This window comes from Erysipelatoclostridium sp. An173 (genome assembly GCF_002160495.1).
GTDB lineage: Bacteria > Bacillota_I > Bacilli_A > Erysipelotrichales > Coprobacillaceae > Thomasclavelia > Thomasclavelia merdavium.
In genome coordinates this window covers 131,928-148,545 of sequence record NZ_NFKR01000001.1, presented here as the reverse complement: position 1 = coordinate 148,545, position 16,618 = coordinate 131,928, and the positions used below count along the sequence as shown (strand labels likewise).

Annotated in this window: 16 protein-coding genes and 2 other annotated features (1 of these 18 running past the window's edge); of the genes, 13 read left to right on the top strand and 3 right to left on the bottom strand. The window is 29.2% G+C overall.

Annotated features, from left to right (window positions below; translation table 11 throughout):
• Positions 1-9 precede the first annotated feature (9 nt).
• Both B5F09_RS00765 and B5F09_RS00760 read right to left on the bottom strand, forming a co-directional pair.
• Positions 10-1,056 carry a DUF2812 domain-containing protein gene (locus tag B5F09_RS00765; protein ID WP_087370585.1) on the bottom strand — a complete coding sequence of 349 codons (1,047 nt, stop codon included), beginning with the start codon at positions 1,054-1,056 and terminating at the stop codon, positions 10-12.
• 90 nt (positions 1,057-1,146) lie between these two features.
• Positions 1,147-2,781: a Na/Pi cotransporter family protein gene (locus tag B5F09_RS00760; protein ID WP_087298405.1), complete on the bottom strand. Its 1,635-nt coding sequence runs from the start codon at positions 2,779-2,781 to the stop codon at positions 1,147-1,149.
• A gap of 156 nt (positions 2,782-2,937) precedes the next feature.
• Here B5F09_RS00760 and B5F09_RS00755 point away from each other — a divergent pair, with 156 nt between their 5' ends.
• The 9 genes from B5F09_RS00755 to B5F09_RS00720 all read left to right on the top strand — a co-directional run bounded on the left by B5F09_RS00755 (position 2,938) and on the right by B5F09_RS00720 (position 10,182).
• On the top strand, positions 2,938-4,671 hold the full coding sequence (locus tag B5F09_RS00755; RefSeq protein ID WP_087298406.1) for an ABC transporter ATP-binding protein: 1,734 nt from the start codon (positions 2,938-2,940) through the stop codon (positions 4,669-4,671).
• Positions 4,672-4,688: 17 nt separating this feature from the next.
• On the top strand, positions 4,689-4,817 hold the full coding sequence (locus B5F09_RS15260) for a hypothetical protein (protein WP_255375459.1): 129 nt from the start codon (positions 4,689-4,691) through the stop codon (positions 4,815-4,817).
• A gap of 30 nt (positions 4,818-4,847) precedes the next feature.
• Entirely contained in the window at positions 4,848-5,459 is a 612-nt protein-coding gene (locus tag B5F09_RS00750) for a nucleoside phosphorylase (protein ID WP_204215147.1), read from the top strand.
• A gap of 59 nt (positions 5,460-5,518) precedes the next feature.
• Entirely contained in the window at positions 5,519-6,283 is a 765-nt protein-coding gene (locus B5F09_RS00745; RefSeq protein ID WP_087298408.1) for an HAD hydrolase family protein, read from the top strand.
• Between the two features lie 28 nt (positions 6,284-6,311).
• On the top strand, positions 6,312-6,566 hold the full coding sequence (locus B5F09_RS00740) for a hypothetical protein (RefSeq protein ID WP_087370583.1): 255 nt from the start codon (positions 6,312-6,314) through the stop codon (positions 6,564-6,566).
• 46 nt (positions 6,567-6,612) lie between these two features.
• Positions 6,613-6,819, top strand: a binding site (T-box leader).
• A 46-nt stretch (positions 6,820-6,865) separates the two neighbouring features.
• Positions 6,866-7,651 carry a transporter substrate-binding domain-containing protein gene (locus B5F09_RS00735; RefSeq protein WP_239404199.1) on the top strand — a complete coding sequence of 262 codons (786 nt, stop codon included), beginning with the start codon at positions 6,866-6,868 and terminating at the stop codon, positions 7,649-7,651.
• Between the two features lie 17 nt (positions 7,652-7,668).
• Positions 7,669-8,352, top strand: coding sequence for an amino acid ABC transporter permease (locus tag B5F09_RS00730; RefSeq protein ID WP_087298410.1), 684 nt, complete (start codon positions 7,669-7,671; stop codon positions 8,350-8,352).
• Positions 8,345-9,070, top strand: coding sequence for an amino acid ABC transporter ATP-binding protein (locus B5F09_RS00725; RefSeq protein ID WP_087370580.1), 726 nt, complete (start codon positions 8,345-8,347; stop codon positions 9,068-9,070). Before B5F09_RS00730 ends, B5F09_RS00725 begins: the two co-directional genes overlap by 8 nt.
• The gene (locus tag B5F09_RS00720; RefSeq protein ID WP_087298412.1) at positions 9,070-10,182 is read left to right on the top strand and encodes an aminotransferase class I/II-fold pyridoxal phosphate-dependent enzyme; all 1,113 of its coding nucleotides are present in this window, start codon (positions 9,070-9,072) and stop codon (positions 10,180-10,182) included. The genes B5F09_RS00725 and B5F09_RS00720 overlap by 1 nt, the downstream gene beginning before the upstream one ends.
• Before the next feature lie 22 nt (positions 10,183-10,204).
• On the opposite strand, the gene B5F09_RS00715 is transcribed toward B5F09_RS00720, so the two are convergent.
• Positions 10,205-11,506 (bottom strand): oligosaccharide flippase family protein, encoded by a 1,302-nt coding sequence (locus B5F09_RS00715; RefSeq protein ID WP_087370577.1) that lies wholly within the window; start codon positions 11,504-11,506, stop codon positions 10,205-10,207.
• A 68-nt stretch (positions 11,507-11,574) separates the two neighbouring features.
• On the opposite strand from B5F09_RS00715, the gene B5F09_RS00710 reads away from it, so the two are divergent.
• Genes B5F09_RS00710 through B5F09_RS00695 form a run of 4 tightly spaced genes read left to right on the top strand, consistent with a single transcriptional unit; the run spans position 11,575 to position 16,389 of the window.
• Positions 11,575-11,865 carry a post-transcriptional regulator gene (locus B5F09_RS00710; protein ID WP_087298414.1) on the top strand — a complete coding sequence of 97 codons (291 nt, stop codon included), beginning with the start codon at positions 11,575-11,577 and terminating at the stop codon, positions 11,863-11,865.
• Between the two features lie 36 nt (positions 11,866-11,901).
• Positions 11,902-13,548, top strand: a complete 1,647-nt coding sequence (gene recJ, locus B5F09_RS00705) for a single-stranded-DNA-specific exonuclease RecJ (protein ID WP_087370574.1) — start codon at positions 11,902-11,904, stop codon at positions 13,546-13,548.
• 54 nt (positions 13,549-13,602) lie between these two features.
• Complete coding sequence (locus tag B5F09_RS00700; protein WP_087298416.1) at positions 13,603-14,121, top strand: adenine phosphoribosyltransferase; 519 nt, start codon at positions 13,603-13,605, stop codon at positions 14,119-14,121.
• A gap of 42 nt (positions 14,122-14,163) precedes the next feature.
• A complete protein-coding gene (locus B5F09_RS00695) occupies positions 14,164-16,389 on the top strand; it encodes a bifunctional (p)ppGpp synthetase/guanosine-3',5'-bis(diphosphate) 3'-pyrophosphohydrolase (protein ID WP_087370571.1) in 2,226 nt (741 codons plus the stop codon).
• Positions 16,390-16,492: 103 nt separating this feature from the next.
• Positions 16,493-16,618 (top strand) — a binding site (T-box leader); it runs 77 nt beyond the window's last position.

The window sequence follows — 16,618 nt, the reverse complement described above, 5'->3', positions numbered from 1 at the left end:
ACAAAACTATTATGCTTTTTCGATAACAGTTTCATAAAGATTATTAGAAAGTAAATCCAAATTACTTTGTAAAACAATTAACTGGTTATCTTTTACAAATGCAATAACATTATAGATTTCTTCTTCGCCTTCACCTAAAAGATATCCGTTAGATATTTCTTTTTTAAAACTATAATTGATGCTTGATTGATAGTTTTCTAATCCTTGGGTAGCTTTAGACTTATCGCTATATTGATAATAATTAACTTTAATAACTTCTTTACCATTAGTTTCACTATAACTTACTGAATTATCGATTAAAAAACTGCTGCTAGTGATGCAAGTATCATAAGTTTTTTGATCACCAGGATAACCTAAATCAGCTAAAGAGATAATTTCGTCGTTAACAGGTTCATTTTTTCTTTCAAAATAATCTAAACCTAGACCAACAACAATTAAAACAATAGAAATAATAAAAAGCCAGTTATTAAAAACAAAAGTTTTATTATTGATAATATTTATTTTTCGTTTAAACTTACCTTTTAATACCTCTGTTGCTAAATAGTGAAACATAAAACGACATAATAAACTAATACATAGTAATAATGGTACATAATGTAAAATTATTGATCCATTACTTACAAATTCACTAGGATTAAGATTAGTAAAAACATTAGGAATAAATAAATATGAAAATAAAACAGCTAAAAATATGAATACAAAGTTCATAAAAGTTCTGTTTCTTTTAAAGTAATTAGTCAACAATTCTTTTTCAGTACCAGTATAATCATTTTTCTTTTTAGATCTAAAAACATATATTTTTCTTGTTCGACCAACATATTCATAACCATTATCAATATAATCATTTAACCATTGTTCTTTTAAACGGCGTAGACTAATGTTTTTATTACTTGGTACAAAAAGATCAGTTTTGTAATAGTATTGTTGATTATCTTTTTTAAAAAATGTGAAAATATCAACATTTTTACAATTGTAACCTTTTTTTGAAAGATTGTTTAAGAAATCCTGGAAAATCAAATATTCACTAGGATCATAATTTGTTAAATGTAGTTTCATTGTATACTCCTTTAAAAATAATCTAATAATAGGATAACATTTCTTGACAAAATAATAAAGATAAACCGTGTCAGGTTTATCTTTATAGAACTAAAAACCTTCATCTAATAAGTATGATTGTGCAATATTTTGACAATGATCACCAATTCTTTCAATATTTGCAAGAATATCAACGTAAGTAGAATTTACTAATGCTGATTTTTCGATTTTATTAGTAACACGCATAATATGGCGCTGTTTAGCTTTTTTATTGAAATAGTCTAAGTCAGATTCTTTATCGTTGATATATTTGATATCATCAAATTCATGATTTTCAAAAGATTTAATACTATGTTCAAGCATATCAATAACTAGATTCATCATTGTTTCTAAATCAATTCGTGCTTCAAGAGAAAAATCTTCTTTTTCATCATAAATGGCTTCATAATAATTAGTCATATTAATACATAAATCGCCAATTCGTTCTAAATCCTTGATTGTTTTCATATTGGCAATATATTCGATCGTTTGATGATCGTTTAGTGTTTCTTGATTAATTAGTATAAGATAATCAGTTATTTTCTTGTCTAAAGTATTAATAGTATCTTCGATTTCAAAGATCTTGTTTTTAATATCCGGATTTTTGGTTTGAAAATAATTTTTGGTTTCCTTAACGCCAAGAGCTGTAATTTTAGCCATTTCAATAGTTTTATTTTTAGATATTGCTAAAGCATGACTTGGAAAAATTCCTATTACATTAGGGTCTAATTCACTTAAATCTGGTTCAATCTCTTTATTTCGTGATTTTATAATTTTTTTAATGTATTTATAAATTATTGGAATAAATGGATAAAAAATCAAAGTTGTTATGATATTAAAAATTGCATGAGCTAACGATAATTGTAATTTAGCTGATATATTAAATGCTGCTGTAATAGTTTCAATTAAACTTGTAAATGGATTTAAAAAGAGCATAAAAATTATTGCACCAACGATGTTGAAAAAAACGTGGAAAAAGGCTGCTCTTTTAGCGGAAATATTACCACCAATTGAAGCGATTACTGCAGTAATTGTTGTACCAATATTACTTCCAAATAAAAATGGTAAAGCAATAGTTAGATTAATAGCTTTAATAGCATACATTTGCTGGATAATGGCAATAATAGCAGCGGATGATTGTACAATTGCTGTAAGAATAATACCACCAAGTAATCCTAGTAAAGGATTTTTAACTAAATAGCTAGTAATCTGGGAAAATTCTGATATTTCTGAGATATTCGCTAGATTATTACCCATTAGTTCTAATCCATAAAATAAACATCCAAATCCAAAAATAACTTGTCCTAAATAAGCTGGTTTTTTACTTTTAGAAAATAATAAAAAGATAGCGCCAAAAATAATAAAATAAACTGAGTATTGTGATAACCTAGAACCAACAAAAACAGAAGTAATAATTGTACCAATGTTAGCTCCCATAATAATACCGATTGATTGTTTGAAACTCATCAACCCCGAGCGAATTAATCCAATTGTAAGAGCAGTAGTTCCCGAACTTGACTGAATTAAACAAGTGACAAAAGCACCAATAATAATACTTTTAAATTGATTAGAAGTGTATTTATCAATTATATTTTTTAATTTATCACCAGAATATTTTTTTAATCCTTCTCCCATATACTGGATTCCAAAAAGGAATAAGCCTAAACCAGCTATAATATAAGGCCAGTTAATATTTGCTAAAGTCATATGATCACACCCCTATATAATGTCATAATATATAAACATTAAGAAGATGTAAATTAGCTTAACGTAATCTTAACAATTAGTTATTGGAGAATTACTTATTGTTAAAAAATAATTTTATTTATGGTATTATAGATAAAGTATTAGGGGGGATAGGTAATGTCTGCAAGGACAAAGAAGTTTTTATCGTATTATCGACCATATTGGAAACTGTTTTTGGCTGATATGTTTTGTGCAATCGTTGGTGCTGGAGTAACCTTAGTTTTTCCAATGATTACTAGATATATTACAGGGACGGTTTTAATAGATGCTAATTTTGATATTATGATTATCTATAAATTAGGATTAATAATGGTTGTTCTAGTTGTTATTGAGTATTTATGTAATTATTTTATTGCTTATCAAGGCCATGTAATGGGTGTATTGATGGAACGTGACTTACGAAATGAGCTTTTTTTACATTATCAAAAATTGTCTTTTAGTTTTTATGATGAACAAAAAACCGGACAATTGATGTCTCGACTTACAAATGATTTATTTTCATTAACTGAATTATATCATCATGGTCCTGAAGATATTGTAATATCGCTAATTAAGTTTTTTGGGGCTTTTATCATTTTAGCAACAATTAATTTAAAATTAACACTGATTATTTTTGCTTTTATACCAGTCATGGGAGCTTTTATTATTTATTATAATAAAAAGATGAAAAAAGCTTATAAAAAAAATAAGCAACGTGTTGGTGATATTAATGCGCGTTTAGAAGATAATTTATCGGGAATCAGGGTTGTAAAAAGTTTTAGTAATGAAGATTATGAAATTGATCGATTTCATCACGAAAACAATCGTTATGTAAAAAGCAAACGTAATAGTTACTATTATATGGGAAGATTCCATTCAGGTCTTGGTGCTTTTACTAGTATGATTACAGTTGTAGCAGTATTCTTTGGAGCTATTTTTATTTCTAAAGAAACTTTAACGACACCTGATTTAATTGCTTTTTTACTTTATGTAAATAATCTTATCGATCCAGTAAAGAAATTTATTAACTTTACTGAACAGTTCCAAGATGGAATTACTGGTTTTGAACGTTTTATGGAAATTTTAGAAATCGAACCAGATATAACAGATTCTAAAGATGCTAAAGATTTAACAAATGTCAAAGGGAAGATTGAATATCAGCATGTTGATTTTCGATATAATGAAAATAGTGATTATATTTTAAAGGATATAAATCTAAAAATCGAGCCTGGTGAATATGTGGCTTTAGTAGGAATGTCGGGAGCTGGTAAAACGACTATTTGTTCTTTATTACCGCGTTTTTATGAAGTTAGTGCTGGAAATATTTTAATCGATGATCAAAATATAAAAGATATCAAACTAAATTCATTGCGACAAAATATTGGTATTGTCCAACAAGATGTTTATTTATTTGCTGGTACAATTTTAGATAATATTCGTTATGGACGTAATGATGCTAGTGATGAAGAAGTTATTGCAGCAGCTAAAAAAGCTAATGCTCATGATTTTATCATGGAATTACCTGATGGTTATTATACAGATTGCGGTCAACGTGGCGTTAAGTTATCTGGTGGTCAAAAACAGCGTTTAAGTATAGCTCGAGTATTTTTAAAAAATCCACCTATTTTAATTTTTGACGAAGCTACTAGTGCTCTTGATAATGAAAGTGAATATATTGTTCAAAAATCTTTAGAGTCATTAGCTAAAAATCGAACTACTTTAGTTATTGCTCATCGTCTATCAACAATCAAAAATGCTAAACGAATTTGTGTACTTTCACCTGAAGGAATTGTAGAACAAGGAACACATGAAGAATTGATGGCTAAAAATGGGCAATATGCAACATTGTATAAAATGAATTTTAATAAATAATATTTAGGAGTAAAAAAATGGATAAATATACTTTTGATGACAATCCTCAAGCTATTTTCAATCCTGCTGATATTGTTGAAAAAATTAATTACTGTCCTAAAATTGCAGTTAGTGTTTTTGCTAATAATTTAATTGAAAATGCTTAAAAAAAATATCCGCATCATGTTGTTGCTTATTTGAAAAGTGCTAATGGCAAATTACCATTTTACTGCCTTAAAATTGATACTTATGAAATTGGTTTAATTATGGCCCAGGTAGGAGCACCTACGTTAGTTTGTGAATATGAAGAATTATTTGCTTTAGGGGTTGAAAAACTTGTTGTTTTTGGAACTTGTGGAGTATTAGATGCTAATATTAAAGATTGTTCAATTATTGTACCAGACAAGGCAATTCGAGATGAAGGGACTAGTTATCATTATGTAAAAGCTGGTCATGAAATAGCTGTTAATGTTAAGCGATTCGATGACTTACTTGCATTTTTAAAGATGAAAAAGATTAATTATACTGTTGGAAAGGTTTGGAGCAATGATGCTATTTATCGAGAAACAGTAAATAAAGTTAAGATCCGCAAAGAGCAAGGATGTATATGTGTTGATATGGAATGTTCAGCTATAGCAGCTTTAGCCAAATTTAGAGATTATGAAATAACACAGTTTTTTTATAGTGCAGATAATCTTGGTAGTGAAAATTATGAACTGCGCAGTTTGGATAACGAAGAAAAAATTGATCAAAAAAATACTATTGTTGATTTAGCGATTGAATTTGCAATATATTTACTGGATAAATAATTTTCTTAGTTGTCATTTTTAATTAATACATTATAATAACTTTATAAGGTGGTGAGTTTATGAAAAAGTTTTTCTTTTTTGATATTGATGGAACATTAACGAATGATAATCCTGGTGGAATTGTTTTACCATCAACTTTTAAAACATTAGATAAATTAAGGGCTAATGGTCATTTTGTCGCTATTGCAACAGGTCGAGCTCATTGGATGGCAATGGAATTTAGTAAAACTTCTAAGATTGATAATTTAGTTTGTGATGGTGGCAATGGGTTAGTAATTAATGGTAAATTATTGGGAATTGAACCATTAAACCGTGAAATTTGTTTAGAGATAATCGATGAATGTTTAGAAAATCATTTTCCATTTGCTGTTTCTTTAGGTGATAATCCTCAATTATATAGCTGTAATGACTGGATAAATGGGTATCATTTACCAGGTGATTTAATAATCGATGAAACATTGGATTTTCATCAAGTTGATCAAATTTTTAAAATTTTTATCATGGCAACACCTAAACAAGAATCTTTATTAAAATCAATTCATAAATTAGGCTATATGCGTTATCATGGCGATCAACTGATAGTTGAGCCGATTGAAAAATATCAAGGTATTTTAAAAATGGTTGATATATTAAAAGGAAATCCACAAGATATTGTTGTTTTTGGCGATGGGATTAATGATATTTCTATGATGAAACAAGCTCCTTGTTCAATTGCCATGGGTAATGCTATCGATGAAGTAAAAAAGGCAGCTACCTTTGTTACTAAATCAAATAAAGAAGATGGTATTGAATTTGCCTGTAAATATTTTGGCTGGATTGATTAAATGTGGTATACTATAAATAGGTGATAGTATGGAATTTTTAAAATGGTTAATGATGATTGTAGCAATTTTTGTGTTATTGATTTTAGGATGTTATTTCTTATTGAAAAGTGAAGAAAGGAAACGTCAGAATACAAAATTGTATCATAATAACGTAAAAAAGATTCAACAAACTAATGAAATGCTTGATGAAGTAATTGAAGAATTAGAGACTTATAATGAGCCATTAAGGATGTTTAGTGATCAAATTACGGCGATTAAAGATAATTTTCTTAATCATAAATAGTAAAAACTATTGACATCTAAAAAAATATTTTTATAATGTTTAAGTGTTAAACCTGATGAAAAAGAGAGTAATTTAATTGAGTTTGATAGCGAGCTAACGATGGTGGAAGGTTAGTAAATAGATTGAATGAACCGCACTTTTGAGGGGACTATTTGAACTAATAGTAGGGTAGTCAGTAAGTCTGCTTTAAAGACAAGAGTGGATATATTATTATATCAATAAGAGTGGTACCGCGGAATTATTCGTCTCTTAGCATGTTGCTAAGAGACTTTTTATTTTATCAAGAGAGGAGAAGGAAAATGAAAAAATTATTCAAAGGTTTATTAATTGGTGCTTTAGTATTTACAATGGTTGGCTGTGGAGGAAATTCAGATAATGAAAGTTCTAATAACAGCTCTGATGACTCTGTTACATTAACAATTGGTGTTTCACCAGATTATCCACCATATGAATCATTAGATACTAATAATAATATTGTTGGTTTCGATGCTGAAATGGTAAAATTATTTGAACAATATTTGACTGAAGATGAAGGTGTAACATACAATTTAGAATTCAAACAAATGGATTTTGATAACATTATTACTCAACTTCAAGGAGATCAAATTGATTTAGGTATTTCTGGTTTTACTTATGATGAAAGTCGTCGTGTTGAATGGTCTGATCCATATACTGCTACTGCTCAAGTAGCTGTTATGCCAAGTGATACTGATATTAAAGAAGTTAGTGATTTAAATGGTAAAAGAATTGCTGCTCAAACAGGATCTACTGGAGAAGATGCTGCTAATGAAGTTGAAGGGGCTGAAGTTGTAAGTATGACTGATGTTCAAGATATGTTTACAGGTTTATCATCTCATCAATATGATGCAGTAATCGTTGACTTAGCAGTAGCTAAAAACTATGTAAATAATGGTCAATTCGTTTATCTTGATGAATCATTAATGGATGAAGAAAACTATGTTATTGCTAAAGAAGGAAATACTGAATTAATTGAAAAAATTAATAAATGTATTGAAAAATTCTTAGCATCTGATGAATATACTCAATTATGTGATGAATATGGTTTATTAAAATTAGAAGATTAGTAAAGAGGTAATTATTGATGTTTGTTGCATTTAATGAAATTTTTACCCCTGAAAATATTTTATACTTAGTAAAAGGAGCTGTGGTGTCGCTAATTATTGCGGCTCTCTCTCTTTTTATCGGTTTAATATTCGGGATTTTGGGTGCTACGGCTAAACGTTCTAAATATCGTATTTTTAGAATTATTGGAAATGTTTATGTAGAAATTATTCGTGGTACACCGATGTTATTACAAATATTATTACTGTTTTCAGTTGTTCCATCAATCTATACAGCAATTACTGGTGGTGTTTTAAGAATTAATACCTATGTAATTGGGGTAATTGCTATGAGTATTAATAGTGGTGCTTATTCAACTGAATTAATTAGAAGTGGAATTAATGGTGTTGATAAAGGGCAATGGGAAGCTTGTAAAACATTAGGATTAACACATCGTCAAACAATGCAGTTAGTTATCTTGCCACAAGCCTTTAAAAGAATTGTCCCACCAATGATTAGTGAATTCATAACTTTAATAAAAGACTCATCATTAATTAGTTGTATTGGTGCTGTTGAATTATTAAGATCAGCTCAAGTAATTGGAACTCAATATTTTGATGTAATGTCTCCATATTGTATGGCGGCTGTATTATATTTAATTATGACCATTAGTATTTCATATGTCGGAAGATATGTAGAAAGGAAGTTAGCTGTAAGTGATTAAGGTAGAACATATAACTAAAAAATTTAATGATTTAGTTGCTGTTAATGATGTTTCATTAGAAATAAAAAAAGGTGAAATTGTTTCACTTATTGGACCTTCAGGATCTGGTAAAAGTACTGTTTTAAGATGTATCATTGGTTTAGAAAAGCCTGAAGAAGGAAAGATATTTATTGATGGTCAGGAATTTAATGAAGATAGTGAAAATTATAGTCAACTATTGAAGAAAATGGGATTTGTTTTCCAACATTTTAATTTATTCCCACACAAGACGGTTTTAGAAAATTTAACTTTAGCACAGATTAAAGTTTTAAATCGCAGTGAAGATGAAGCAATTGCTGTTGCTCAAAAATATTTAGACCGCGTTGGATTATTAGATAAACAAGATGAATATCCAAATAAGCTTTCAGGGGGACAAAAACAAAGGGTAGCGATTGCTCGTTCTCTATGTATGAATCCTGAAGTTATGCTTTTTGATGAACCAACTAGTGCCCTAGATCCAGAAATGGTTATTGAAGTTCTTGAAGTAATGCAAGAACTAGCTAAAGAAGGAATGACGATGGTAGTCGTTACTCATGAAATGGGTTTTGCTAGAAACGTTGGTGATCGTGTAATTTTCTTAGAAGAAGGTCGGATTATTGAAGAGGCACCTGCTGAAGAGTTCTTTACTAACCCAAAATCTAAACGGGCTATTGACTTTTTAAGCAAGGTGATGCACTAATGAAAATTGATTTATTTGATGTTGAATTATGGATGACAGAACATGAAGTTGATTATCGCTATAATTTAGCGGAAACTTGTGTTGCTTCAATGAGCATAAATGATTTATTAGAATTAAGTGGTAATCGTGATAAAATTCTTAATGATATTTTAACAACAAAACTAGATTATGGTCCAATTGTTGGTAGTGAAAGATTAAGAAGTCAGATTTGTAAATTGTATAAAACAGGAGATATTGATAATATAACAATCACGCAAGGGTGTATAAATGCAAACGAGTTAGTATTAATTAGTTTATTAAATCCAGGTGATCATATTATAACAGTTACTCCTACTTATCAGCAGTTCTACTCATTTCCTAAATCATTGCAAGTAGCAACTTCATTGATTGAATTAAAAGAAGAAAATAATTGGATTCCTGATATCGATGAATTTAAAGAGGCAATTAATGAGCAGACAAAAATGATTTGTTTAGTCAATCCTAATAATCCTACTAGTACTAAATATACTAAAGAATTTTTGATGCAATTAATAGAAATTGCTAAAGAAAAAAATATTTATATTTTCTGTGATGAAGTTTATCAAGGATTAAAGGATGATGAAGTTTCTATTAGTGATCTTTATGATTTAGGAATTTCTACATCTTCATTATCGAAAATCACTTCATTTGCAGGACTTAGATTAGGGTGGATCAAGGCCAATCATGAAATCATTAAATTAATTAATGATCGTCGTGATTATCACATTATTTCAACTGGTTATTTATCAGATTATTTAGGATCAATTGTTCTAGAAAACTATAATACAATATTAAAAAGAAGTCGTAATATTATTGAAAAAAATCGAAAAATCTTAATTGACTGGTTAGAAAAAGAACCATTGGTAGATTGTGTTGTACCAACTGTAGGAACGATAGCTTTTTTAAAGTATCATTTACCAATACCATCAAGAGAGTTATGTGAAAAGTTACAAAAAGATACTGGAGTATTTTTTGTTCCTGGAGCCTGCTTTGGTAATGAATATCATCTTCGTTTTGGCTTTGCTAATAAAAGCGAAGATATTGAAGCTGGATTAGCTCTTTTTTCTAAATGGTTACATAGTCAAAATAAATAAGTCCAAAATGATTGGACTTTTTTTATTTGTTTTCAATAAACAGATATTTGTAACAAATGATCATTGAAGCAATTGTTGAAAAAATAATCCCTATTAAAGTACTAATGGCAATACTAAATGCTTTTAAATACGGACTAAGAATAAATATTAATATTATTTGTAAGGTGGATTGAATAATACTGATAATAAACATTGCTTTATTTTTATTTAGAGCCTGTAAAAGAGCACTTAGTGGTGTACCTAAATAGTAGATCGTAAATGGAATTGCCATATATTTAAGATAATTGGCACCACTTGTGGTATTGTATAGAAGTTGTAAACAATTTTTCGGAAAAAAATAAAAAATCAAGGTAAATGGAATACTGATCATGACACTTCCTATTAAGGCAACTAAAAGGTGATAGCGAGCTGCTTTGATTTGATGATAGGCAACATCATTAGTAATAATAGGTAAAATTAAACGATAAATCACCCCGTTAAAAAATGTTGGTGTTACAAGTAAGGAAATAACATAACCACTAATTATGGCATATTGATTATGAATTGTGGTTTTATCTAAACCGATTTTACTTAAAACATAAACTAAGACAATTGGTTCTAAAAAACTGATTAAACATTGATAAAGTCTAGAGCCGGTTAAAGGCATCGCAATATTAAGCATATCCTTAATTTGTAAATTAGCTACTAATTTTTGTTTGTTTAAAATAACTAAATGTTTTTTGTTTAATCTTGTAAGTAAATAGATAATAGAAGCCAGTTCGCCAACAGACATAGCAAGCATTGCAAAAGTTACTAAATAATTGTTAGCTAAATAAGAAAATGATTTGATCATGATATAACTAAAACTTAAACGTGCTGCTTCTTCGATAAAACCCGCTTTAGCAACTAAAAATACATTTTGTTTAGCGAGAAAATAATTTTTAATAATGCCACTTATTCCAACTAGTGGGATAAATAAAATTAATGATAATAATGGATAAAAAGCATCATCGTTTTTTAATAAATTATGACTTATAAATTGACTAGAAAATAACAGGGCACTCATTACTATGATACCCGCAAATAGACTAATAGTTATTGCTGAAATGATTATTTTTTTATTATTGTATTTAGGATTGGCAATAAGACGAAAAACAGCAGAAGGAATGCCTAGCTGTCCTAAAGTTATGCATAAAGAAACAGTAGGCATAACTAGAAAATATAAAGCCATTGCTTCTTGTGATAATTGTCGTGCTAAAATCATCCGATTAAGGATACTAAATAGTTTAGTGATCGCAGAACTTGCGGAAAGAATGATGAAAGAATTTATTAGTTTTCTTTTCATAAAGCACTTCCTTTCTGATGAAATTTGTCATATAATATGTAAGTGACTTTTGAAACGGAGGGCTAATAGTGAAAACTGGTAATGATTTTAAATTTAATAAAAGAGACCTAAATTTTTTAATTAAATTAAAAGCCCGTGATTTTAGACAACATGATATTCATAATATTACTGAACAACAAATAAAAGATTATTTATTTGAATGCAAATGGAAACAACGTGATTCAATTCCAATGTGCGAGATTGTTGATGATATTATGAACTTAAACTTTTCTGAGCTTTTTGACTATTTAAGTTTACAAGTAGTTAAAGAAGCATCGCATTTGAGTATAAATGATTTTTCGGATTTTATTTCAAAATAGTTGCATTGCAACTATTTTTATTTGAAAGGAGTTTCTATGAACTGGCGAATTATAAATGATTTGGACTATAAAGATTATATGCAGGAATATCAGATTAATTCATTGCTTGCAAAAATATTTGCTTATAAACAATATTCAAAACAAGATATTGAATTAATGTTATCTAATCGTTTGATGTATCATGATTTTTCTTTGTTTTCTGAAGCCGAAATAACTTTAGAGAGAATTCAAGAAGCAATTGAAAATCAAGAAAAAATTTGTATATATGGTGATTATGATTGTGATGGGATTTTAGCGACTGCTATTTTAGTTGACGCTTTTAGACAACTAGGTATTGAAGTAGGATATCATATTCCTAATCGTCAAGAAGATGGGTACGGTTTAAATGTAAATAGGGTAGAACAGATTGCAAGTAAAAATTATAGTTTGATAATTACTGTAGATAATGGTATTAAAGCTTACGATGCAATAGAACGAGCTAATGAGTTAGGTGTTGATGTCATTGTTACTGACCATCATAATTATGATGATGAATTGCCTGATGCTTTTTCAATTATTCATACTAAAATATCACCAGATTATCCTTTTAAAGAAATTTCCGGTGGATTTGTTGCTTATAAACTAGCCAGTGCTTTATTAAACAAACATGATCAATATTTATTTTGTTTGGCGGCCATAACAACAATTTCAGATATGATGCCTTTATTAGATGAAAATCGAGCTTTAGTAAAACGAGCATTATTATTTATGAAAAATAATAAATATCCCCAATTAGAATTATTGTTAGGTAATAGTTCTGGTTATGATGTCACTAAAATAGGTTATACAATTGCCCCTAAAATTAATTCTTTTGGACGGTTAAGTGAAATCGTTAGTCCTAATCATTTAGTTAAATATTTTCGTCAGGATGCTTCAATTGGTATTTTGAAAGCTGTAAGTCAAAAAGCTGTTGAAATTAATTCAAAAAGACAAAACATGACTAATCAGCAATATAAGCAGGTTCTTTCAACACTTAAACCAGATGACCAGTATTTATATTGTTATCAAAGTGAATTACATGAAGGTTTAATAGGATTAGTTGCTGGAAAGTATACTCATCAATTTAATCGACCTAGTTTTGTCATGACTTTTGATAGTGATAAAAATATGTATAAAGGTAGTGCTCGAGGAATTGAAGGAATTCCTTTGAATCAGATTTTTGAACAAGTTCAAGATGTTTTAGACAGTTATGGTGGTCATGCTTTAGCTGGTGGTTTTAGTGTAAGTATAGATAATGTTGAAAAATTAAAAGAGCGTTTAGATATATATCTTGATCAATTACTTGCAAACTATCAAACTCCCCCTGTTGATGTTATTGCTGTAGAGATTAATGAAATTAAAATAAATAATGTAAAACAGTTACAGCTATTAGAACCTTTAGGTAAGGGAAATGAGGAAATGAGTTTTTTTGTAGCTAATTTGCCAGTAAGTAAAGTAACGGCTCTTTCAAATGGTAAACATATAAGATTTGATTTAGATTTACCTAAAACTAGAGGTCAAGCATTGTTTTTTAATCACGGAGATTTATATGATAAATATAAAAATGTAAAAAGTATTGATATTATCGGGAAATTTAGTATTAATGTTTTTAATAATATCGAATCAGTTAATTTAATTATCGAAGATATAAATGGTTTTAATTAGACTATAAAAATGTTATAATTGTTAATCATAGGATATGATTGTGGAGGAATAGAGATGGATTTATCAAAATATGTTGCGGATATCCAGGATTTTCCTGAAGAAGGAGTTTTATTTAGAGATGTTACACCATTATTAAAAGATAAAGATGCTTATAAAGAAGCAATTGATCGTTTCGTTGCTTGGGCTAATGATCTTGGTGTAAAAACTGATATTGTAGCTGGACCAGAAGCAAGAGGGTTTTTATTTGGATGCCCAGTTGCTTACCAGTTAAATGCAGGGTTTGTACCTGTAAGAAAACCAGGTAAATTACCACGGGAAACTATAAGTGAAAAATATGATTTAGAATATGGTACTAATGAAGTATTTATGCATGCTGATAGTATTTTACCTGGACAAAATGTTATTATTGTTGATGACTTACTAGCTACTGGAGGAACTGTTGAAGCAACAGTTAAATTAGTTGAACGATTAGGCGGAAAAGTAGCTGGAATTGCATTTTTTATTGAATTAGAAGCTTTAGAAGGACGTAAACGTCTTCAAGGTTATAATGTTTATTCAATGTTGAAGTATTAAAAAAGAGAGTTACTCTCTTTTTTAATAATAGGGGGTGAAAATATGGCAGAGTTTAAAGGAGCTGGCGATACCGTAACAATTGATGATGTTTTAGAAGTATGTGGTAAATATATTACAAATCAAGACAGCATTGCTCTAATCAATCGTGCTTATGATTATATTATGGAAAAACATGCTGGACAAAAAAGAAAAAGCGGGGAACCATATACTAATCATTTAATTTGGGTTGCTTATATTTTGGCTACTTTACAAACCGGTCCGGCAACAATAACTGCTGGTTTATTACATGATGTCATGGAAGATTGTGGCGTTTCCCATGAAGAAATGGTTGATCAATTTGGTGAAGAGATTACTAGTCTAGTAGAGGGAGTTACTAAAATTGGTAAAATGCCATTTAAAGATGAAGCTGATGTCTATGCAGAAAATCATCGTAAAATATACATTGCGATGGCTAAAGATATTCGAGTTATTTTAATTAAATTTGCAGACCGGTTGCATAATATGCGAACTTTGCAGTATATGCCACCTAAAAAACAAAAAAAGATTTCGCGAGAAACCTTAGAGGTTTATACACCGATTGCTCATCGTTTAGGGATTAATGATATTAAAACGGAATTAGAAGATTTAAGTTTGTATTATTTAGATCCGATTGCTTATAATGAAATATCTAAATTATTAGCAACTAAACAAGAAGAACGTAAAGAATCTGTTGCTAAGATGATGGCTTCAGTTGAAAAAATGCTGAAAGAAAATAACTATCAATATCGAATCTTAGGACGAGCTAAGTCGATTTATAGTATTTATAAAAAAATGTTTGTAAAAAAGAAACGTTTTGATGAACTATATGACTTATATGCTTTAAGAATAATTACTAAAGATAAGATGGACTGTTATAGTATTTTAGGGTTGATTCATGATCAATATCGTCCAATTCCAGGTCGTTTTAAAGATTATATTGCAATGCCTAAACCTAATATGTATCAATCATTGCATACATCTGTAATTGGTGAAGATGGTAATACTTTTGAAATCCAAATTAGAACTGAAGAAATGGATGAGTTAGCAGAACTTGGGGTAGCTGCTCATTGGCGCTATAAAGAAAACCGTGGGTATTCATCTAAAAGAGAACAACAGGAAATTGGTGAAAAGCTGCAATGGTTACGTGAATTTATTTCTTTAAGTGATGATATTAAAGATGGTGATGCTAAAGAATATTATGATTCATTAAAACATGATATTTTTGAAGCAAATGTTTATGTATTAACACCACAAGGAAAAATCGTTGAATTGCCAAATGGGGCTACACCGATTGATTTTGCTTATCGTATTCATACTGAAGTTGGTCATAAAGCAGTTGGTGCTTTAGTAAACAATGTTATGGTGCCAATTGATACAAAATTAAAAACTGGTGATGTTGTAGAAATTAAAACAAATAAACAATCACCAGGTCCAAGTGAAGACTGGTTAAAATTTGTACGAACAGCTGGTGCTCGAAATAAGATCCGTCAATTTATCGCTAAACGTGAAGCCGAAACTAAAAAAGATGTTATTGAAGATGGTCGTAAAATTCTTCGCGATGAGATTCGTAAACGTGGTTTAGATGAAAAGAAATATATGGATAGTGATACTTATAAGACTTTTTTAGGATCTTTTGGAGCTCGTAGCTTTGATGATATTTTATATTTCATTGGTAAGAAAAGTTTACCTGTTATGAATGTTCTTGATCGTGTTGCTCCTAAAAAATCTGGCTTTTTTGATAGTATTTCTAAAATGCTACAACGTAATAATCAAGCTAATGAAAGGATGCAATCAGCTAGAAATAGTTCTGGGGTAGTTGTAAAAGGAATCGATGGTCTTAAAATTCAATTATCTAAGTGCTGTAATCCAATCCCTGGTGACGACATTATCGGCTTTGTTTCTCAAGGACAAGGAATTAAAGTTCATCGAAAAGATTGTCCTAATATCCAGCAGCCGGATATTCAAGCTCGGTTAATTGATGTTTATTGGGATTTTGCATCAATTACTACTATGAGATTTCAAGCTGATTTAGAAATTGTTGGGTTGGATCGTCCTAACTTGTTAAATGATGTTGTAACGGCTCTTGGACAAATGAAAATCAATATTTTAAAAATTAATGCTGATATTGTAGATATGAAAGCAATCATAAAATTGAAAATATCTGTTGAGGATGCTTCAAGATTACAACAAGCAATTGATAATATTGATCGTATCCAGGGAATCTATGAAATAAAAAGAATTATTCATTAGTTGATAAATGAGAGATTTTTATTTATTTACTGATAATTTTGAATAAAAAAGTAACTCAAAATTAATATGGGTTGCTTTTTTTTAAAATTTTATATATAATCATTTTAATCCGATGAACAAGATTAAATAATTAATTCTTTTATGTAGAGAAAATACGGCTGGTGAAAGTATTTAAAAGAAGATTATGGGACACTTGGGAGGAGTTACTTTGAAAGACAGTAGGAGTAAA